The sequence below is a fragment of the Kitasatospora sp. NPDC059648 genome, from assembly GCF_042734825.1.
GTDB lineage: Bacteria > Actinomycetota > Actinomycetes > Streptomycetales > Streptomycetaceae > Kitasatospora.
Genome location: NZ_JBHWDU010000005.1, coordinates 159,403 through 180,501, shown reverse-complemented (window position 1 = coordinate 180,501; position 21,099 = coordinate 159,403). Strand labels below are relative to the sequence as shown.

Below are 21,099 nucleotides of genomic sequence, written 5' to 3'. Positions count from 1 at the left end.
CGATGACGAGCAGCGCGGTGAAGCCCACCCCGGACGACGCCCTCGGGGCCGGCGGACACCCTGCCGCCGACTTCGACGTCCGCGCCGAGACCGACCGGCTGGCCGGCTCCGGCACCGACCGTCCCGGGCCCTACCTGATCGGCGTGCGCCACCACGCACCGTCGCTCAGCGCGGTCCTCCCCGCGCTGCTCGACGCCGCCCGTCCCGAGGCGGTCCTGGTCGAACTGCCCGCCGAGTTCCAGCCCTGGCTCGACCGGCTCGCCGACGCGGCCACCGAGGCCCCGGTCGCCCTCGCCGCGGCCCCGGCCGGCCCGGACGACTCCGGCCGACTCGCCTTCTACCCCTTCGCCGACTTCTCCCCGGAACTCGTCGCGCTGCGCTGGGCCCGGCGCAACGGCGTCCAGGCCATCGCCTGCGACCTCCCGCTCGCCCACCGCACCGGCCCCGGAGCCCCTGGAGCCCCCGGCGGCGCCGAAGGAGCCCACGACCGCCTTCGGGCCGAGGGTCCGAAGGATCCCGGCGTCGCGGACGCATTGCGCCAGCGCCTCACCGGCCGCGCCTCGGACGAGGACCTGTGGGACCGCCTGGTCGAGACCGCCGCTCCCGGTTCCACCCCGGACGCCGTCCGGCGCGCCGCCCTGCTGGTCGGCTGGGCCCTGCGGCACGACGCCGAGACCGGCCCCGGAGTCGACCCGTACGACCTGCGCCGTGAGGCCTGGATGCGCGCCCGCATCCGGGCCGCCTCGGCAGACGGACAACGGATCGCCGTGGTCGTCGGCTCCTTCCACGCGCCGGCCCTGCTGGACGGCCCGCTCCCTCACGAGGAGCCGCCCGCCCCGGACGACCCCGGGCACGTGCTCTCGCTGATCCCGTACACCTACCCGCTGCTCGACGCCCGATCCGGCTACCCCGCGGGCATCCGCGACCCGGAGTGGCAGCACACCGTCCTCGACGCCGGCGGCGACCCGGAGCGCCTCACCGAGGCGCTCACCGCCACCGCCGTCCGGATCTGCGCCGCGCTGCGCACCCAGGACCACCCCTCCGGCCCGGCCGACGCCCGCGAGATCGTCCGCCTCGCCGGCGACCTCGCCCGGCTGCGCGGGCACGCAGCCCCCGGCCGCGGCGAACTCGTCGAAGCCGTCCAGACCGTCCTCGCCCAGGGCGAACCCCTCGGCAGAGGACGGGCCGTGGCCCGTGCCCTCGAACAGGTCCTGGTCGGCACCCGCACCGGGCGTCCCACCCCCGCCGCCCCGCGCAGCGGACTCGCCCCCGCCGTCGAAACCCTGCTCGCCGAGCTCGGCCTGCCCGGGCCCACCGACCCGGGCCCGCGCGAACTGCGCCTCGACCCGCTGCGCAGCCCCCTGGACCGCCGCCGCGAGGTGCTCCTCCACCGGCTCACGGCCTGCGGCGTCCCCTACGCCGAGCCCGTCGCCTCCACCGGCCCGGGCGGTACCGAAACCCTCGGCACCCGCTGGCGCCTGCACTGGACCCCGACCGTCGCCGCCACGCTCACCGTCGCCGGCACCCGAGGCGTCACCCCCGCCCAAGCCGCCGAAGGCACGCTGCGCACCCGCCTCGGCGACGACCCCACCCCCCGCGAGATCATCGACGGCCTCACCGCCGCCGCCTCCTGCGCCCTCCCCGGTCTCACCACCACCCGCCTCACCCAACTCACCGCCACCCTCCCGACCACGGCGGGCCTCCCCGACCTCCTCGACGCCCTCACCCTCCTCGACCGCCTCACCGCCGGTCACTTCCCCGGCCTCGCCCCGACCCTCACCGGCGCAGCGGTGCCCGTACCCGGTACCGCAGCGGAGCCTCCGGCCGACCCGGCGGCCACCGACCCGGCGGTCGTGTCCGACGGGGCAGGCCCAACGCCCCCTTCCGGTCCGGTCGCCACCGAATCCGCCGCCGTCCTCGCCCCCACCACCGCTGGGCCCCATCGCCCCGCCGACCCCTTCCACTCCGCCGTGGAACTGCTGACCGCCGCCGCGGTGCGGCAGGTGGAGGGGCTGGGCGGGTCGGACGACCCGGCGGATGCGCGGGCGCTGGTGGAGCTGGCGCGGCGGGCGGATCGGCTGGGCGGGGTGCGGCTGGGCTACGCGCTGGGCGAACTCGCGGAGCGGGGGAGTCCGTTGGTGCGGGGTGCGGCCGGGGCGGTGCGGGTGCTGCTCGGGCAGGAACCGGCCGGGGCGTTCGGCGGCCGGGCCGCGTCCTGGGTGGACGGGGCGACCGACGTATCCGCGCGGCAGTCGCTCGGGCGGGCGCTGGTCGGGTTGTTGACCGCGGCCGAGGGGCTGTTCGACAGCGCACCCGAGGCGCTCGAACCCGTGCTGGAGCGGGTGACGTCACTGTCCGACACCGCCTTCCTGGACCGGCTGCCCGCGCTGCGCGGCGGTTTCGACACGCTGAGCCCGGCGGCCCGCGACCGGCTGCTGGCCCTGGTCGAGGAGCGGCTCGGCACCCGTCTCGCCGCCCTGCCCGAGGCTGCCGACCCGGCCGTGGTGGCGAGCTGGGTCCGCGCGGACCTCGCCGCCCGCGCGGTCCTCGCCCGTCGGGGGCTGGCACCGCAGGCACCCGTGGACCCGGCCCCCACCCCTCCACCAACACCCGAACCAACACCCACACCCACACCAACCCCCGCACCCACCACCCAGCCGCCGGGCACCGGCCCGCACACCCTCACCCCGGCCGAGCGCTGGCGCCTCCTGCTCGGCCGGCCCGGCACCGGCGGCCTGTCCGGCCGCAGCGCCCGACTGGCCACCGCGCTGGACGAGTTGTACGGCAGCGGGCACGGCGAGGGCTCCGGCCCGGGCCTGGGCGACCGGGGCGGTCGCGAGGCGCCCTTCCCAGGGGTACGCGAGTGGGCCGAGGAACTGGAGGCGCTGTTCGGCCCCGGCCTGAGGGAGGAGGTGCTGGCGGCCGCCGTCGCCCAGGGCCGGACGGACGTCCTGGAGTCGATCGACCCGTCCGCCGTCCGCCCGTCGGTCGACCTGCTGCGGACGGTGCTGGACCACGCGGGCGGCCTGCCCGAGGCCCGGGTGGCGCGGCTGCGCCCGCTGGTGCGGCGGATGGTGGACGAGTTGAGCCGCGAGCTGGCGACCAGGCTGCGCCCGGCGCTGACCGGGATCAGCGTGCCGCGCCCGTCCCGGCGTCCGGGTGGCGGACTGGACCTCCACCGGACCATCCGGGCCAACCTCGCCACCGCCCGTCCCGCACCGGACGGCGTCGGCACCTTGGTCGTGCCGGAGCGCCCGGTGTTCCGGACCAGGGCGCGGCAGGCCAACGACTGGCGGCTGATCCTGGTGGTGGACGTCTCGGGATCGATGGAGGCCTCCACGGTCTGGGCGGCGCTCACCGCCTCGATCCTGGCCGGAGTGCCGTCCCTGAGCACCCACTTCGTCGCCTTCTCCACCGAGGTCCTCGATCTGACGGAGCGGGTGGCGGACCCGCTGAGCCTGCTGCTGGAGGTGCGGGTCGGCGGCGGTACCAGCATCGCGACCGGATTGCGCTACGCGCGCGAGCTGGTGACGGTGCCGTCGAGGACGCTGATCGCGGTGGTCAGCGACTTCGAGGAGGGCGGCCCGGTCAACGGGCTGCTCGCCCAGACCAGGGCGCTGGTGGACTCCGGCGTGCACCTGCTCGGCTGCGCGGCACTGGACGACACCGGGAAGGCCCGGTACTCGAAGGCGGTCGCCGGGCAGCTGGTCGCGGCCGGTATGCCCGTGGCGGCACTGAGCCCGCTGGAACTGGCCCACTGGGTGGGGGAGAAGGTGCGATGAACGCGACGACGCAGGAGAACGGCTGGCCGGGCGTCCGGCCCGAGGTGGTCGCCGAGGTGGTGTCCGGGCTGAGCGCCCGGCTGCAGAAACGGCTGGACGGCGCGGCGGCGAAGCTGGCGCAGCGCCCGCTGACCCGGGACGGCGACGAGTGGCGGGTACAGGTGGACGAGGAGGTCCTGCTCGTCCTGGACGCCCCGGGCGGGGCCGTCGCCGACCCGGCCGGCGTCCGGTGCGGATGCCTGCTGGCCCCTGCCTGCGTCCACCGCGCCGCCGCCGTCAGCCTCTGCCCGCTGGCGGAGGCGACCGAGGACGTCGCCGAAGCCTCCGACGCCGCTGACGCCGCCGCTGACGCAGGGGCATTCGAACCCGGGACACCCGCAACCCCGGCAGCACCGGAACCCGCGCCCCGACCCGAACCCGCCGCCCTCACTCCGCCCGAACTCGCCGCCGCCCGGCACCTCCACCGGGCCGCCTGCGCCCTGCTGGCCGCCGGGGTGAGCGGTGCGGGCGCCGTCTCCCAGGCCGAACTGCTGCGGGCCGCGCACCGCGCGCGCGTGGTGGGGTTGTACCGTCCGGCCGCGGCGGCGGTCACGGTGGTGACCAGGGTGCGCGCGGCGCGTTCCGGCGCGCCCGAGCACCGGCTGGCGGACTTGGTGTCGGCCCTGCGCGAGCTGCTCGGCCTCACCGTGGCCCTGGTCGCGCCCCTCGACGTTCCGGACCCCACGCCGCTCCCGGCCCTGCGCGGCACCGCACGCCAGGCCTACGCGGAGGAGGGCGGCCTGCGGTTGTACGGGCTGTTCGCCGAGCCGGTGCTGACCGCGACCCACGTGGGCGCGGTCAGCTGGGCGGTGGAGGCCGGACGCCGGCTCAGCACGGTCGCCGAGGTGACCCCGCACGGCGACGCCGCGACGGCCGCCCCGCTGGCCCTCGGCGCGGGCAGCCGTACGGTGCGGCTGGGGGACGCCGCGCTCAGCCACCGCGAGTTCAGCCGCGCCGGGCTGGCCGTCCAGGGCGCGACGCGGTCGGCCACCGGACGGCTGGGCGCCGGAGCCTCCGTACGGGCGGTCCGCGCGGCCGGGGCGGACTGGACGGTGGAGCCGGTGGCCCGGCTGTGGTCCGAGCCGCCCGCCGCCCAGGTGGCGCGGGCCCTCGCGGCGCAGGAACTGCCGTACGAGAGCCGGCCGGCCGGAAGCGACCTGCTGTTCCTGGACGCCACCCTGCTGGGCACGGCCCCGACCGGCCCCGGAGGGGCGCCCCAGCTGCTCGCCCGTGCCGCCGGGAGCGACCTGGTGGTCGCGCTGCGCCCGGGGCACGAGCACCCCGACCTGGCCTTCCGGGCCAACCTCGCCCTGCTCGCCACCGCCCCCGGCCTGCGGCTGCGGCTGATCGGCCGCCTGGAGCGGGCCGACCGCCCGCAGCTGCGCCTGCTCGCGATCGGCACACCCCCGGACATCCCCGGCCGGCCCGGCGGCGACCAGCCCATCACCGACCAACCCGTCCCCGACCAACCCACCGCCGACCAACCCACCGCCGACCAACCCACCGCCGACCAACCCACCGCCGACCGGCCCGCGCCCGTGCGTCTCGCCCTCGCCGCCGACCGGGCGGGCCGGGCCAACCTCGGCCTGGAACGGCTGCAGACGGCCGACCTCCAGACAGCCGACCTCCAGACAGCCGACCTCCAGCCCGCCGGCACCCCGCCCGCTGCGCCCCGGGGCGGTCACCCGGCAGAGCCCCTGCCCGAGTTCCCGACCGCGCCCCCAACCGGCCCGCCCGTACACGTGCTCGGCCGCAGGGTGGAGCAGGCGGTGACCACCGGCCGGTTCGCCCTCGCCCCGAGCGCGGCCACGGCGGCGGCCGACCGGAGCCTGCTGCGCGCCGCCGGGCTGGCCACCGCCGCCCAGCTCCTGGACGGCCTTCGGGCGGCCGCGGCGGACCAGCGTCGGGACGTTTTCGGCCGGGTCGTCCCCGATGACCACGACGCCTTCGCCACGGCCTGGCTCGCCGCCGCCGACTACACCGAGGCGCTGGCCACCGCGCTCTGCTCCGCCGCCTGGGGAGCCGACGGAACCGCGACCGAGGGGGCCGCGCAGACGGCGGCCCGGGCATGAGCCGAAGTATTTGCAGAGACCGATTACCGGCGCAAACTGGCATACTCGTGGGAGAGGAGACACCCAGAGGCGCACGGAGCTTTGCGAAGGGAAGGCGAGCCATGTCCATCCGCGACGACGGGGCCGAGGTCCGGGCCGGCGGCTGGCGGACGCTCGCCGCACTGCACGGGTTGATCGACGCCGCGCTGGAGAAGGCGCTCCAGGCGGAGCACAAGCTCTCCGTGGTCGAGTACACGGTGCTGGAGGCGCTCTCCCGGCAGGACGGCTGGCACATGCGGATGCAGCAGCTGGCCCGCGCGGCGGCGCTGAGCAGCAGTGCGACGACCCGGCTGGTCAGCCGCCTGGAGGACCGCGGCCTGCTGGGCCGCTACCTCTGCGCGGACGACCGGCGCGGCATCTACACCGAGCTGACGCCGGAGGGCCGCACCCTGCTGGAGGCCGCTCGCCCGGTGCACGACGCCACCCTGGAGGCGACCCTGACCCGGGCAGCCGAACTGCCCGAGCTGGCCCCGCTGGTGGACGCGCTCGCCGAACTCACCCCGGCCGAGCCGTAGCCCGGGCGCCGGAACACTGCCACCGGAACACTGCCACCGGGAAACTGCCACCGGGAAACTGCCACCGGGTCACTGTCACCGGATCAGTGCGACGGGGTCACTCCAGCCGGGCGCGCCCTCACCGCCGCCCCGGCGGCCAGTGCGTCCCGGTGCACCCGAGCGAGCAGGGCGAGCAGCAGTTCCTTGCTGGACGCCCGCTCCCGGACGTCGCACAGCACCACCGGCACCTCCGGCCCGAGGTCGAGGGCGCGGCGCACGTCCTCCGGGGTGGCCTCGCGGCGGCCGTGGAAGCAGTTGACCCCGATGGCGAACGGGATGCCGCGCTGCTCGAAGAAGTCGACGGCGGCGAAGCTGGATTCGAGCCGCCGGGTGTCCGCGAGGACGACCGCGCCGAGGGCGCCGAGCGCGAGGTCGTCCCACATGAACCAGAACCGGAACTGCCCCGGCGTGCCGAAGAGGTAGAGCACCAGGTCCTCGCGGACGGTGATCCGGCCGAAGTCCATCGCCACCGTGGTGGTGGACTTGTCCTGGACGCCTTCGAGGCTGTCGACCCCGATGCTGGCGCGGGTCATCCGTTCCTCGGTCTGCAGCGGTTCGATCTCGCTGACCGAGCCGACCATGGTGGTCTTCCCGACGCCGAAGCCGCCGGCGACGAGGATCTTGACCGCGCCCGGCACCAGGCTCTGGGTCGTCAATTCGGGTCTCCTGGGGAGGAACTGGGAGTTTCGAGTAGGGCAGGGGAGAGGCGGCGGGCCGGAAGGGCATCCGGGCCGCCGCCGTCCGTCAGAGCCGGCGGACGCCCTCGATCACCGCCTGGATCAGCGAGATGTCCGGCGCCTCGGCGAGCTGGACCGGGGCCCGGGTGAGGATCAGCCGGGCATCCGCGAGGTCGTCCAGCAGCACCTTGACCACGCTCACCGGCAGGTCCATGGTGGCCGCGATCTCGGCGACGGCCAGCGGGCGTTCGCGGCACATGTCGAGGATCGCGGCCGGTTCGGGGGTCAACCGGCTGGTGTCGGTGCGCGGGTCGGCGGTGACCACCAGGGTGATCAGCGCGAACCCGTCACGGACCGGGCCGGTGCGCCCGTTGGTGATCGCGTAGGGGCGGACCAGGTGGCCGGCTTCCTTGTCGTAGAACCAGCCCTCGTCGGCGTCGGCGGTGGTCACGCACCGCCACCCTCGCCGACCTGGCCGGCGTCGCTGCGCGGCGCCGCGGTGAGGTACTGGCCGACCTGCTTGACCAGCATGTTGATCTCGTAGGCCATCAGCCCGGCGTCCACCTGCTCGCTGGTGAGCACGGCGAGCCGGGCGCCCTGCCCGGCGGTGGTGACGAACAGGAACAGCTGGTCCATCTCGACGACGGTCTGCCGGACCCGCCCGCCGTTGAAGCGGTGCCCGGCGCCGCGGGCCAGGCTCTGCAGGCCGGAGGCGACGGCGGACAGGTGCTCGGCGTCGGCCCGGTCGAGGCCCTGGGACATGCCGACCAGCAGGCCGTCCTCGGAGAGGACGATGGCGTGGCGGGTCTCGGGTACCCGCGCCACCAGCTGGTCCAGCAGCCAGTTGAGGTCGCGCTGGGTTTCGGTCTGCTGCTGCGTCATCACTGCTGTTCCTTGGCTTCCTGAACGGCGGAGGCTTCCGCGGCTTCCTCGGGGGCGGAGGCCGCGGCCGGGTGGGGGGCGGTGGCGGGCGCGTCCGGTGCGGAACCGGCCGCGCGGGCGCTCCGGGTGCCGCGCTGGATGGCGGCCATGGTGGCGCGGGACCGCGCCGGCGAGGGGTCGTCGGCCTCGCCGAACCGCGGACCGGTCGGGGCGGCGTGGGCCCCGTACGGTGCCCTGGCGGCGGACGGCGCCGGCGACGGGGACGGCGACTGCGGCGAGGCCGGCACGGCAGAGGGTGGGATCATCCCGCCGGGCGCGTTGGCCTCGCGGAGCTGCTCGGCGAGGCTCGCGTTGCGGACCCGCTGCGGCAGGACCCGCGGGGTGCGCAGTTCGCCGTCCGGGCCGTGCTCCACGTGGTCCTCCTGCGGGCGTTCGTGGGTGGGCGTCGACCGGTCGGCGGGAACCCCGTCGAACCCGGCCCCGGAGTCCGCGAGCGGCCCCGTCACACCGCCGTGGGCGCCGACGTCACCGGCGGGCCCGGGGACGGGCCCCGAGGCGGCTTCCGGTGTGAACTCCGGCGCGAGTCCGGCGACGCCCTCCGCCGACGGGTCGGCCTGCAGGTCGTACGGACGCGGCAGCACGGGCCGGGGGACGACCACGGCGCCGGGCAGTCCGGGGATCTCGGCGCCGACCGGCAGTCCGGCATTCCCGGGGGCGGCTCCGTCGACCCCGCCGTCCTGCCGCCCGAGCAGCGCACCGGTGATCTCGCCGCCGCCGTCCTCACCGAAAAGGGCAGGGCCGGAAGCGACAGGACCGGAAGCGGCAGGACCGGAGGCCGAGGACGCGGGCACCCCGGCATCAGCTGCCGCCGCCGCAGCCGCCGGATCGGCGCCGGCATCAGTCCCCGCCGGCCCGGCCGGTCCACCCCCGAGCAGTCCCCCGAGCACTCCCGCCAGCGCGCCCGACAGCTCCCCGTCGATCTCGCCCGGGTCGCCGTCCGACGGCCGGGGTTCCGGCGCCGGGTTCCGGGTGACCCGGGCGCCGGACGGCAGCCCGGGCACCGCGGCCGGCTGTTCGGCCTGCTCCAGCAGCACCGAGGGCACCAGCACCACGGCCCGGGTGCCGCCGTACGGCGAGGGCCGCAGGGTGACCTGGATGTCGTGCCGGGCGGCCAGCCGCGCGACCACGAACAGGCCGAGCCGCAGGTCGTCGCCGAGTGCGGAGACGTCCAGCTCGGGCGGGTTGGCCAGGTACTCGTTGAGCCGCTCGTACTCCTCCTCGGTCATGCCCAGGCCGCGGTCCTCCACCTCGACGGCCAGGCCCTTGGGGACCTCCTGCGCGGAGACCTGTACCTGGGTGTACGGCGGGGAGAAGGTGGTGCCGTTCTCGATCAGTTCGGCGACCAGGTGGATCACGTCGGCGACGGCCTGCCCGCTGAGCGAGGCGCGCGGCACGCCCTGGACGACGACCCGGGCGTAGTTCTCGGTCTCGGAGACGGCGCTGCGCAGCACGTTGACCATGGGCACGGCGTTGCGCCAGCGCCGGGCGGGCAGCGCGCCGCCGAGGATGACCAGGTTCTCGGCGTTGCGCCGCATCCGGGTGGCCAGGTGGTCGACCGCGAACAGCTCGCGCAGCAGCTCGGGCTCCTCGTGCTCGCGCTCCAGCGCGTCGAGCATGCTGATCTGCCGGTGGATCAGGATCTGGGTGCGGCGGGCGATGTTGAGGAAGACCTTCTTGGTCCCCTCGCGGCCCTGGGCCTGGTGGACGATGGCGGCGACGGCGGCCTGCCGGACGGCGGCCAGTCCGTCGGAGGTCTGCTGGACCTCGTCGCCGACCCGCCGTGACGGCGTCCAGGTGGGCGGGGTGGGCACCGGCTCCCCGGCGCGCAGCCGCCCGACGACGTCGGGGATCTCCTGCTGGGCGAGGGCGAGGGTGTCGGTGCGCAGTCCGGCCAGCCGGGCGGACAGGGTCCGGGCGGCCCGGACGCCCCGGACCAGGCTGACCAGCAGCACCGCGGCGACGACGGCGGTGCCGGCCACCAGCGCGGTGCGGTTCCCGGCGTCGCGCAGCAGGTAGGCGGCGGAGCCCCAGGCGGCGGCGAGGCCCAAGCTGGGGACCAGCACGAGGGCGAGGAGCGAGCTGCGGAGGGAGCCGGACCGGCCGGCGCGGTGGCCCGTGCGGGGGGCCGATATGCCTGGCATCTGATTCCTTGTTGCAGGGCCGGGTTGCAGGCCGGGTCTCGGGTCCGAACGGCGGATCGGCCCGAGCGGACCGGACCGGGCTTCAGGGCGGCGCCGAGGCCGGGGTCGCCGGACGGGGTGACGCGGTGTCATCGTCCGGGCGGGGTGGTGCAGTGCGGCCGCCGACGGCAGGAAACCTATCAGTCCCAGGTGGCCTCATCGCAACATCAACTGACGATATGTGAAGGGCTGATGGCAGAGCGGACCGGTGCCGGTCGGAGTTTTCGCCAACGGAACGCCGCAGCTCAGTGCGGGCGCCGTGAAGCGGTGACGGCTCCTCGGAAGGCCGGGCGGGCCTCCCGAGGAGCCGTCAGGAACAGGTCAAAACCGCCACTGTGCCGAAGGTTCGCCGCCATCCGGGCGGCGGTTCCTCCGGCGGATCAGCTCGCAGCGGAGAGCGGCACCACCCGGCCGTACCGCTCGTACCGCCCGTCCATGGCGGAAGCCGCGGAAGCCGCGGAAACCGCGGAGGCCGCAGGGGCCGTGGAGCCCGTGGAGCCCGTGGACGCCGGGGCGGCCTCGGACTCCAGCTGGTTCAGCTCGGTCCACGCCCAGCTCGCCAGGTCGGACAGCTCGACCGACCACTGCTTGCCGTACGTGCCCGCCGCCACCTGTCCGAGCCGCAGCTTCTGCACGTCCGAGGTGCCGGCCGGGGCGTAGATGTGGGTGGCGTCCCGCAAGTAGCGGATGACGTTGTGCTCCTCCTGGGTGCCGCGCGCGGCGAAGATCTCCATCGCCTGGCGCGCCGAGTCCATCGCGTACTCGGTGTTGATGAGCTTGGCGTTCATCAGCTCGGCGTCGCAGGCTTTGCCGTGGTCGAGCAGGTGTGAGGCGTGGTAGGCGGCCAGCTTGGCCGTCATCAGCCGGGACTGCATCTCGCCGAGCTTCAGCGCGATGCTGTTCAGCTGGTTGATCGGCTTGCCGTAGAGCGCCCGCTCCTCGGCGTAGCGCACGGTGTCCTCCACCACGGCGACGTGGATGCCGAGCGCGACGGCGCCGAGGTTGAGCCGCCCGTACAGCGTGGAGGAGGAGTACGCGACGTCGAGGCCCTGGCCCTCCTCGGCGAGCCGGTTGCCGACCGGGATCCGGCAGTCCTCGAAGACGAGTTCGCCGAAGCTGAAGCCGTGGAGGCCGCCCTGGGTCCCGATCGCGCCGGCGCGGAAGCCGGGCCGGTCACTCTCGACCAGGAAGGCGGACAGGCCCTTGCTGCCCTTGTCGGTGCGGAAGACCACCCCGTGGACGTCGCCGATGTGCGAGTTGCCGACGAACACCTTGCGGCCGTTGAGCACGTACTCGTCGCCTTCGCGGCGCGCGGTGCCGGACATGCCGAGCACGTGGCCGCCGGACTCCGGCTCGGTGACCGCGATCGTCGGCAGGGAGTCGCCGGACGCGAACTTCGGCAGCCAGGCCCGCCGTTGGGCGTCCGATCCGAAGTGGATGACCTTGGCCACGCCGAGCTGCGAGGCCTGCGCCATCGCGCCCATCGCGCCGCTGACCCGCGCCAGCTCCTCCACGATGATGGTCTTGGCGAGGTGCCCCAGGCCCAGGCCGCCGAACTCGCGAGGGATCGTGACGCCGATCCAGCCGCGGCGGGCGATCTCCCGCGAGAGCTCGAACTCGATCTCCCGGTCGGCCTCCATTCTGGCCACCTGAGGACGCACCTCCTTCTCCGCGAACTCACGGACCTCCGCCCGGAGGCTCTCGTGTCGCTCGTCGGTGAAGTAGTCCATCGCCATGCTTGGTCCTCTCGTTCCGGTGGGTGTCGTGCCTCCGTTCGCGCCGTAGATGCCGCTCCGGCCGCTCCCCCTGCGAGATGAGGGTTGGGGGTGTGGAGGTGTGGCGGTGCCGATCGCGTCGAAGCCATCGGTACATGCGGACCTTGGACCGGCGCTTCCCGTGGGGCGGGGGAACTACCGTCCGTGTCTCCGGCAGGGCTCATTGTCATATGTTCACATGGGCCCCATACATAGTTGATCTTGGATTGGCGGGATTCGGGCCGTCGTACCGGCGGCAGGTTTTGCCGCTGCGTCGGATGGGGATTGATCTTGCCCTGCTCCGCGGTTCGCCGCGAGGTCCCTCACATGCCGCTTTGACTGTCCATCGGCAATAGCGGCGTTCGGTCCCGATAGCACCGTGGCGCCCGGATGTCTGATTACATGTGCGCCATGACTGATGTGATGAGCACTCAAGGCCAGTTCCCGGGTGCTGCCGGGGAGTCCGAGCGGACCCGCAGGCTGCGCAGCCTGGGTCTCAACGAACCCTCCGCGGACGAGGCCTTCGACCGCTTCGCCCACCTGGCAGCCAGCATCACCCGCGCTCCCATCGCGATGGTCAACTTCATCAACGACGAGCGCCAGATGTTCCGGGGGCTCTACATTCCGCCAAACTCCGCCGACGTCGCGGCCGAAGAAGGCGCTTCCTGGGCGGATCGGGGCATCGCCTTCGACCTTCCCACCCGACAGATGCCGATGAGCCACGGCTTCTGCCCGCACGTGGTCGCCCAGCGCTCGCCCCTCGCGCTGGACGACATCCTCGCCTACCCCCGGTTCGCCGGGAACCCCGTCGTGGACGAACTGGGCGTCCGGGCCTACCTCGGAGCCCCGCTCGTCGACGACACCAACACCGTCATCGGCACCGTCTGCGTCCTCGACCGGGAACCCCGGCAGTGGGGGCGCGAGCGCCTGCGCGACATCCAGCACCTCGCCGAGGCGCTGCTCTCCGAGATCCGGCTGCGCGACAACCTGCTCGCCCAGCAGCAGGAGATGTTCGCGGCCTTCGACGGCTCCCCGTTCCCCATCATGCTGACCGACGGCCCCGGCCAGGAGATCCGCTACGCCAACGCCCAGCACGCCGACACCTTCGGCGCCCCGGTGGCGTACGGATCGATCGGCACCGCCTACCCGCAGCTCGGCGCGGCCGGCCTCCAGCAGGCCGTCTCGGAGGCGTACCACACCGGTCGCGCCACCGTCCTCAACGACGTCCGGGTCCAGTCCGGCCGTCCTGAGGCGCAGCGCATCCAGCAGATCTTCAGCTTCACCTGCACCCCGCTGCGGGCCGCGCGCACCGGCCAGGTCAACGGCGTCCTCACCGTCGGTATGGACGTCACCGCCCAGTCCCGCACCGAGGAGGAACTCGGCACGCTGGCCGCGCTGCTGGTCGACCGACTCCAGCAGAGCGGCGCCGCCACCCCCGCCGGCCGGCCGGGCGTCGCCGGCGGGTCCGGACTCGTCCTGCCGAGCTGAGCGGCCGACCGTCGCCCGTGCGCGGCAGCGCGGCCCGCGGCCGCACCAGGCCCCCGCACCGTCCGCACCTTCCGTTCCGTCCGTGCCGTCCACCACCGTGGCGGGGCGCCTCTCACCCCCGAGGAGAGGCTCCCCGCCGCTTTGCCGTTCGGGTCCGCGCCCGGCCTGCCCCGCGGTCCACGGCGGTTGCGCCTGCCGCAACCGCACTCGCCGCACCCGCACCTGCCGCAACCGCAACCGCCACCCGGGCCGAGCGGGTGAACCGTCCGCCGCCCCCGCCCCGACCGGGCCCCGCAGCGGGCCACCGATGGTAGGCATGGGCCGCATGGACTGGATGGACTGGTTCGCCGCCCCCGACTACTGGCTGAGCCGACTGCTCGTCCAACGCCTGCTCGCCGGCCTCTACCTGATCGGGTTCCTCGCGGCCGCCGCGCAGTTCCGCCCCCTCATCGGCACCGACGGCATGCTGCCGGTGCCCCGTTTCACCGCCCGGGTCCCCTTCCGCCAGTCACCCGGGATCTTCCACCTCCACTACAGCGACCGCTTCTTCGCCGCCGTCGCCTGGAGCGGCGCCGTGCTGTCCGCCGCCGTCGCGGCCGGGCTCGCCGACGCCGTCCCGCTCTGGGCCTCGATCCCGCTCTGGGCGGCGCTCTGGCTCCTCTACCTCTCCATCGTCAACGTCGGGCAGACCTGGTACTCCTTCGGCTGGGAGTCGCTGCTGCTCGAAGCGGGCTCCCTGGCCGTCTTCCTCGGCAACGCCGACACCGCGCCGCCCACCCCCGTCCTGTGGCTGATGCGCTGGCTGGTCTTCCGGGTCGAGTTCGGCGCCGGACTGATCAAGCTGCGCGGCGACAGCTGCTGGCGCGACCTGACCTGTCTGCGGTACCACCACGAGACCCAGCCCATGCCCGGACCGCTCAGCTGGTTCTTCCACCACCTGCCCGACCCGCTGCACCGGGTCGAGGCGGCGGCCAACCACCTCGTCCAACTCGTCGTGCCGATCGGCCTGCTCCTCCCGCAGCCGGTCGCAACCTACGCGGCCTGCGCCGTCGTCGCCACCCAGCTGTGGCTGATCGCCTCCGGCAACTTCGCCTGGCTCAACTGGCTGACCGTCGTCCTCGCCCTCGCCGCCGTCGAACCCGCCCGCCTCGGACTGCCCGGCCGCGCCCACGACTTCCCCGGCGCCCCCGTCTGGTACCAGGCACTGGTGGCCGCCGTGACCGCGGCCGTCCTGGTGCTCAGCTACTGGCCGGTGCGGAACATGCTCTCGCGCGGCCAGGTGATGAACCGCTCCTTCAACCGGCTGCACCTCGTCAACACCTACGGAGCCTTCGGCAGTGTCAACCGCCTCCGCCAGGAGGTCGTGGTCGAGGGAACCGACGAAGCCGTCCTCACCCCGCACACCGTCTGGCGCGAGTACGGATTCAAGGGCAAGCCCGGCGACGTGCGCCGCCTCCCGCGCCAGTACGCCCCCTACCACCTGCGGCTGGACTGGCTGATGTGGTTCGCCGGCATCTCCCCGGCCTACGCCCGCCCCTGGTTCCTGCCCTTCGTCGCCCGCCTGCTGACCGGCGACCGCGCGACCCTGCGGCTGCTGCGCCACAACCCCTTCCCCGACGCCCCACCGACCCACGTCCGGGCGACCCTCTATCTCTACCGGTTCACCGGATGGCGCGAACTGCGGGAAACCGGCGCGTGGTGGCACCGCACCGCGCTCCACGAGTACCTCGCGCCGGTCGACCTGCCCACCCTCGGCCGGGCCGGCTTCCGCCCGCCGCTCGGCCGCCCGGCCCGCGGCGTCCGAGACGTCCCGCTGGACCGGCTGCGGCGCCCGCGCCCGTTCCGGTCGGGGCACCCCGGCGACCGGCCGGGTCGAGCGTCCGGCCGGCCGCCCGAGCACCGACCCCAACACCCGCCCGACCACCCGCCCGAGCAGCCACCGGAGTAGCCGCCCGAGCACCCGTTCGGACCAAGGCCGGACCACCCGGGCGGACCTCCCGGGTAGCGGCCAGGCGGGCGGTATGGCACACGACACCGGCCCGTCCGGCGGTGGGTGCGTGCAAGGCTCGAACGGGCACCCGTATTCTGGGCCTCCACAACCGGCAGCCCGACCGCGCGCCCCCGTGCCCCGCCCCAGGGGCACCCCGCGCAACCGGTCCGCCGCCCCTCGCCGCCAGCCCCGCCGTCGTCGCCCAGAACCGGACCTCACATGACAGTGCTTCACTCGCGCAACGCCGACGCAGCCGACCCGGCGGACGTCGCCGACGCCGCAGACGTCAAGGACTCCCAGGACGCCGCCGCGGAGCCCGACCTCCGCGAAGACCTCGGCCGGTACGCCGAACTCGGGGCCTTCACGCTCAGCGCCGACACCCACGCCTGGTACGCGGCCGTCGACACCGTGGCCACCCCCGAGGACGCCCGCGCCGCCTCCACCGCCCTCGCCGAACTGCGCGGCCGCGACCTCCAGCAGATCTGGGAAGCCGTCACCGCCCTGGCCGCCGAGGCCAAGCTGGACGAGCCCGCCACCGTCGCCAAGGCCGCGCTGCTGGTCGAGATGCTCCAGCGCGTGCACCGCACCTCCGCCATCCTCAGCACCGCGGCGTACGACGCCGACCTCGTCGCCCTCGCCGCCGCCACCGCGGACAGCACCTGGCGCCGCGAGAACGGCGTCAAGCTCTCCTGGCTGCGCGGCCGCTCGCTGCGCAAGCAGGCCACCGCCCTCGCGCACGACCGCAAGGTCCGCCGCGAGGAGCTGCACGAGGCGCTCACTTCCGCCGAGATCGAGCGCCGTGCCTGGGCCGCCCTCGCCCCCGCCGGCAGCCTCCCGAGCGTGCCCGCCGACGGCGACCTCGTCGAGCGCACCGCCCAGGCCTTCGAACCGATCAACACCGGCCTGCGCGACCTCGCCCGCCTGCTGCCCGACCACGACCTGGACGGGCTCGCCTTCGCCGAACTGACCGACCTGGTCGAGCGCCTCGCCGCCGACGAGGGCACCCTCTACCGTCTGCCCACCATCCGCGGCCTGCGCGCCACCCTTGAGGAGGCCGGCCTCGCCGACCTGCTCGCCGAACTCACCGCCGCCAAGGCCGACCGCCGCGCCGCCGAGGCCGCGTACGCGGCGCGCCAGGCGCTGGCGGGCGGGCAGCGGGACGGGCTGACGGAGGCGCCGCTCGTCGGGCAGGCGGAGGCCGAGGCCGAGGCCGCTGCGCGGCAGGCGCTGGCCGGTGGCCAGCGGGACGGGCTGGCGGAGCCGGTCGTCGAGGCCCCCGAGGCCCCCGAGGCCGTCGAGGTCCCCGAGGCCGTCGAGGTCCCCGAGGCCGACGCCGAGGAGCCGGTTGCCGAGACGGCTGCTGACACCGAGGCCGACGCCGAGGAGCCGGTTGCCGAGACGGCTGCTGACACCGAGGCCGACGCCGAGAGCGATGTCGAGACGTCGGAGGGCGACCTGACCGACGTCGAGGCCGAGGCTGAGGCCGCTGAGGCGGCGTCGGGCTCGGACGTCGAGTCCGCCGCGACTGAGTCGGGTCCGGTCGCGGTGGAGGAGGTGGCGGAGGAAGCCCCGGCCGCCGTGGTGTCCCTCCCGGCACCCTCCCCGGCCGCCGACGACCTGGTGGCCGCCGCGACGGCCGCCCTGGCCGAGGCCGCGGCGGCGGACGAGCTGGCAGAGGAGGCCGAAGCGGTCGAGGCTGAGGCTCCGGCCGTGGCGGTCGAGGAGCCCGAGGCCGTCACCGAGGACACCGCCGTCGAGGTTGCGGAACTGGTCGAGGCAGTGACCGTTGAGGAGGCTCCCGCCGCCGAGATCGAGGAGCTCGCCGCCGAGGCCGAGGTCACTGCGGAGGCTTCCGCCGTCGAGGTCGAGGTCACTGCGGAGGAGCCCGAGGCTGTCGGGGTCGAGGTCACTGCGGAGGAGCCCGAGGCTGTCGGGGTCGAGGTGACTGCGGAGGAGCCCGAGGCTGTCGAGGTCGAGGCTTCCGCTGTCGGGGTCGAGGTCACTGCGGAGGAGCCCGAGGTCGTCGAGGCCGAGGTCCCTGTCGCCGAGGCCCCCGCCGCCGAGGAGCCCGCCGACCGTCCCGCGAAGCCGGACTTCACCCCCGGCCGCCCCGTGACCGCCTACTCCGCCGAGGAACTGCTCGCGGTCGTCCGCTGGATCGACGCCGACGGCACCCAGCGGAGCGACGAGGAACTGCTCCGTGCGGCCATGAAGGAGCTGGGCTTCGCCCGTCTCGGCCCCCGGATCAAGGAGGCGCTGGGCGCCGCCGTCGCCGCCGCGCGCGGCTGACGCCCGGCCGACGGCCGTACGGCACAGGGCCCGGGACGCACTCGCGTCCCGGGCCCTGCGTCATGCTGCCGTGGCAGCCGCAACGGACAGCAGAACGAGCAGAAGGGGTCAGCCGGTCTTGTTCCACGGCTGGCTTGCCATCAGTGCCTTCACGTTGGACACGTACTTCTGGTTCGGGATGTCCAGGCTGCCGACGAGCTCGCCCGTGGTCGGGTCGGTGACGGTGTTGTAGTGCACGTTGCCGGCGCCCGCGTTGTACGCCGAGATGACCAGGTCGAGCAGTGGGGCCTTGCCGGTGGCCGGGTCGGGCGAGAGGTCGTACTTGCCTCCGAAGGAGGAGTCGCCGTAGTAGGCGAGCAGCCAGTCGAGCAGCTGGGTGCCCAGCTGGACGTTCCCGTTGAGCGTCTTGGGGTCGGAGTTGGTGCCGTACTTGCCGTTCATCCAGCTGACGGTGTTCTGCATGATCTGCATGGTGCCGATGCCGCCGTCGCAGGCGAGGATGCCGGACTGCCAGCCGCTCTCCTGCCAGGCGATGGCCTTGACCAGGTTGACCGGCAGCGGCGGGAGCTTGTCGGTGCCGCCCGAGCTGAGGGTGAGCACCCGGGACTGTCCGGCCGCCGATGTGAGGGCCGCGCCGACGGTCGCCTTGGGCTCGTCGGGCTGGGGCTTGCTGGGCTGGCAGCCGCTCTGCAGCGGGGGCACGTGCGGAACGGGCGGCGCGGGCGGCGGCGGGAGGGCCACGGAGCCGGGCTTGGCGGTGGGCACCGGCGCGGGGACGGCGGGCTTCTCGACCGGCGGCTGGGTGGCGGGTGCGCCGGCCGCGTTGCCGCCGCCGCTCCTGGTGTTGCCGCCCTGGGCACCGGGCGTGGCCTTCGCTGACCTGCTCGGGCCGGCGCTCGGGCTGTGCGAGGCACCGGCGGAAGCCGAGCCGGTGGGCGTCGGGCCGACGCTCGCGGACGGGCTGGCGCCGGCCGTCTCGCTGGGCGTGGCGTCGGCGGCCGTGAGCGTGGTGCTCGCCACCGCGTTGGGGTGCTTGTCGGCGTTCTGGGTGCCGCAGCCCGCCAGGACGGCGGTCGAGACGGCGACGGCGGAGACCAGTACGGTCGTCCGCCGGGTGGTGCTCAACTTCATGGTTCGTCCCCCCACTTGTCCCCGGGAATCCGATGATCCCGGCGAGTGGCGGTCATCCTACGATGTGGTCAATCCGCCCGGTACGAACGGGTGGTCGATCGCTCGCCGGAGGACGGACGGAGCGCTCACCAGTGAGGGCCCGTACCAGGTCAGGTGCCGTCCGCTGACCAGCGCGACCGGGATGCCGGGGAACGCCTCGGGGCCGTCCCCGGCGGTGAAGCGGTACGGCTCGTCCGGCAGCACCACCAACTCCGGTCGGACCGCGAGCAGTTCGGGCAGTGGCACGGCCGGGTAGCGCTCGGCGTGGTCGGCGTGGACGAGCCGCAGGCCGAGGCGGTGCAGCAGGTCCCCGGCGAAGGTGTCGCGGCCGAGCACCATCCACGGGCGGCGCCAGATCGGCACGATCGCCCGCGGGCCGTTCTCCTCCTCCGGCTGTACGCCCCCGGCCACCGCCTCCGGCCGTACGCCCCCGGCCACCGCCGGCGGAACGTCGTGCCAGGCGGCCTCCGCCCGGTCCAGCCAGACCGGGCGCGGCAGCCGGCAGGCGACAGTGAGCAGCCGGTCCAGGGAGCGGAAGGCGTCGTCCAGGGTGCGGATGTCGGTGACCCAGACCGGCACCCCGGCGGCCCGCAGCGCGTCCAGGTCGGGGCGGCGGTTCTCCTCGTCGTTGGCGAGCACCAGGTCCGGGGCGAGCGCGAGGATCCCCGGGAGGTCCGGGTTCTTGGTGCCGCCGATCCGGGCCACGGTCAGGTCGGCGGGGTGGCTGCACCAGTCGGTGGCGCCGACCAGCAGACCGGGTGCGGTGGCGGCGACGGCCTCGGTCAGCGAGGGCACCAGCGAGACCACCCGACGCGGCGGGAGCGGACCGAGCGGTACCGGAAGGTCGAGGTCGTCGCGCGGGTCGGTGGGGGCGGGCATCCGGCCACCCTATGCGTGCTCCACCGCGTGGGGGGCGGACGGGGGCCGGAAATCGCCTCCGGATCCCCGGGAACCAGGCGCGGAGCCGGCCCGACTACCTGGTCCGGGTCCGCAGCGCGGGCCCCCGGCACGATCACCCACCAGGAGAGTTCTCATGCGCCCTCGCGTCGTCTGCGGCATCGCGGCCGCCGTCGCCCTGTTCGCCACGGCCTGCGGAAGCGGCGGCGGGGGCGGCGGTGCGGGTGGCGCCTCCGTCACCGCCCGGTCCGTCCCGGCAGGGGGCTTCCCCGTCACGGTCGCCGACTGCGCGGGCAAGGAGACGACCATGGCCAAGGCCCCGGCCAGGATCGTCACCAGCAACGCGGCGAGCCTGGAGCTGCTGCTCCAACTCGGCGTCGGCGACCGGGTGATCGGCACCGGCTTCCCGCCCGGCAAGGGCACCCTGCCGTCGGCGCTGGCCGAGCAGGGCGCCAAGGTCCCGGTGCTCGGTGACAAGGCCGTCCCCAAGGAGAAGCTGCTCGGCTCCGGCGCCGACCTCTACGTCGACACCTTCGGCGCCATGCCGATGATGGGCGGGGGTGCCACCGGGCCCAGTGAGGCGGAGTTCGCGGCGGCCGGCATCCAGCACGTCTACCTCCTCTCCACCGCCTGCGCCGGCACCCCGAAGGCCGCCAGGGCGCCGCGCACCGACCTCGCCGGGATCGAGGAGGACATCCGCCGCCTCGGCGCCGTCACCGGCACCGCCGCCCGCGCCGAAGAGCTCGTCTCCGGGATGGAGGAGCGGATCGGCGCGGTCCGCACCGCGCTCGCCGGCGTCCCGGGGGACAAGCGGCCGAGCTACTTCGTCTTCGACTTCGACGCCGGGACCAAGCAGCCGGTCGCGGTCTGCGGCCGGCAGGTCGCCAACGCCGTCATCACCCAGGCCGGGGCCCGCAACGTGTTCGCCGACTGCGACGCCGACTTCAAGCCCGGCTCCTGGGAGGACGTCGTGGCCAAGGACCCGGACTGGATCCAGCTGGCCGTGCGCAACCGGGGCAGCGAGGAGGCCACCCGCAAGGCCTACGACGACGCCGAGGCCTTTCTGCGGAGCTTCCCGGCGACCCAGGGCCTGAAGGCCGTCCAGGAGGGGCACTTCGTGCGGCTGGGCTCCGAGGTGACCACCATCGCAGGGGTGCGCAACGCCGATGCCGTCCGCCAGATCGCCGCCACCGTCCACCCCGACCTCGTCAAGAACGGGCAGTAGG

General features: G+C 74.8%; 14 protein-coding genes. 7 read left to right on the top strand and 7 right to left on the bottom strand.

Translation table 11 applies throughout. The features are described from left to right. Positions 1 to 2 precede the first annotated feature (2 nt). From ACFV1W_RS05715 to ACFV1W_RS05705, 3 genes are all read left to right on the top strand, one after another. On the top strand, positions 3 to 3,782 hold the full coding sequence (locus tag ACFV1W_RS05715) for a DUF5682 family protein (protein WP_380413424.1): 3,780 nt from the start codon (positions 3 to 5) through the stop codon (positions 3,780 to 3,782). Beyond that, entirely contained in the window at positions 3,779 to 5,893 is a 2,115-nt protein-coding gene (locus ACFV1W_RS05710; protein ID WP_380413423.1) for a hypothetical protein, read from the top strand. Before ACFV1W_RS05715 ends, ACFV1W_RS05710 begins: the two co-directional genes overlap by 4 nt. Before the next feature lie 101 nt (positions 5,894 to 5,994). Continuing rightward, positions 5,995 to 6,447 carry a MarR family winged helix-turn-helix transcriptional regulator gene (locus tag ACFV1W_RS05705; RefSeq protein WP_380413421.1) on the top strand — a complete coding sequence of 151 codons (453 nt, stop codon included), beginning with the start codon at positions 5,995 to 5,997 and terminating at the stop codon, positions 6,445 to 6,447. An 83-nt stretch (positions 6,448 to 6,530) separates the two neighbouring features. On the opposite strand, the gene ACFV1W_RS05700 is transcribed toward ACFV1W_RS05705, so the two are convergent. The 5 genes from ACFV1W_RS05700 to ACFV1W_RS05680 all read right to left on the bottom strand — a co-directional run bounded on the left by ACFV1W_RS05700 (position 6,531) and on the right by ACFV1W_RS05680 (position 12,021). Next, a complete protein-coding gene (locus tag ACFV1W_RS05700; protein ID WP_380413419.1) occupies positions 6,531 to 7,142 on the bottom strand; it encodes an ATP/GTP-binding protein in 612 nt (203 codons plus the stop codon). Between the two features lie 88 nt (positions 7,143 to 7,230). Further along, complete coding sequence (locus ACFV1W_RS05695; protein WP_380413417.1) at positions 7,231 to 7,614, bottom strand: DUF742 domain-containing protein; 384 nt, start codon at positions 7,612 to 7,614, stop codon at positions 7,231 to 7,233. Beyond that, on the bottom strand, positions 7,611 to 8,045 hold the full coding sequence (locus tag ACFV1W_RS05690; protein ID WP_380413415.1) for a roadblock/LC7 domain-containing protein: 435 nt from the start codon (positions 8,043 to 8,045) through the stop codon (positions 7,611 to 7,613). The genes ACFV1W_RS05695 and ACFV1W_RS05690 overlap by 4 nt, the downstream gene beginning before the upstream one ends. Beyond that, a complete protein-coding gene (locus tag ACFV1W_RS05685) occupies positions 8,045 to 10,246 on the bottom strand; it encodes a sensor histidine kinase (RefSeq protein ID WP_380413413.1) in 2,202 nt (733 codons plus the stop codon). The genes ACFV1W_RS05690 and ACFV1W_RS05685 overlap by 1 nt, the downstream gene beginning before the upstream one ends. A gap of 419 nt (positions 10,247 to 10,665) precedes the next feature. After that, positions 10,666 to 12,021, bottom strand: coding sequence for an acyl-CoA dehydrogenase family protein (locus ACFV1W_RS05680; RefSeq protein WP_380413411.1), 1,356 nt, complete (start codon positions 12,019 to 12,021; stop codon positions 10,666 to 10,668). A 429-nt stretch (positions 12,022 to 12,450) separates the two neighbouring features. On the opposite strand from ACFV1W_RS05680, the gene ACFV1W_RS05675 reads away from it, so the two are divergent. The 3 genes from ACFV1W_RS05675 (at position 12,451) to ACFV1W_RS05665 (ending at position 17,806) form a co-directional block, all read left to right on the top strand. Then, on the top strand, positions 12,451 to 13,527 hold the full coding sequence (locus ACFV1W_RS05675; protein ID WP_380413409.1) for a GAF domain-containing protein: 1,077 nt from the start codon (positions 12,451 to 12,453) through the stop codon (positions 13,525 to 13,527). A gap of 334 nt (positions 13,528 to 13,861) precedes the next feature. After that, positions 13,862 to 15,475 carry a lipase maturation factor family protein gene (locus ACFV1W_RS05670; protein ID WP_380413456.1) on the top strand — a complete coding sequence of 538 codons (1,614 nt, stop codon included), beginning with the start codon at positions 13,862 to 13,864 and terminating at the stop codon, positions 15,473 to 15,475. Between the two features lie 261 nt (positions 15,476 to 15,736). Beyond that, a complete protein-coding gene (locus tag ACFV1W_RS05665; RefSeq protein ID WP_380413407.1) occupies positions 15,737 to 17,806 on the top strand; it encodes a hypothetical protein in 2,070 nt (689 codons plus the stop codon). Between the two features lie 108 nt (positions 17,807 to 17,914). Here ACFV1W_RS05665 and ACFV1W_RS05660 read toward each other — a convergent pair whose 3' ends face one another. Continuing rightward, entirely contained in the window at positions 17,915 to 18,937 is a 1,023-nt protein-coding gene (locus tag ACFV1W_RS05660; RefSeq protein ID WP_380413406.1) for a transglycosylase SLT domain-containing protein, read from the bottom strand. Positions 18,938 to 18,994: 57 nt separating this feature from the next. Beyond that, positions 18,995 to 19,855, bottom strand: coding sequence for a helical backbone metal receptor (locus tag ACFV1W_RS05655; protein WP_380413404.1), 861 nt, complete (start codon positions 19,853 to 19,855; stop codon positions 18,995 to 18,997). A gap of 154 nt (positions 19,856 to 20,009) precedes the next feature. Between ACFV1W_RS05655 and ACFV1W_RS05650 the strand changes: the two genes are divergently transcribed. Further along, on the top strand, positions 20,010 to 21,098 hold the full coding sequence (locus ACFV1W_RS05650; RefSeq protein WP_380413402.1) for an ABC transporter substrate-binding protein: 1,089 nt from the start codon (positions 20,010 to 20,012) through the stop codon (positions 21,096 to 21,098). The last annotated feature ends 1 nt before the right edge of the window (position 21,099 follow it).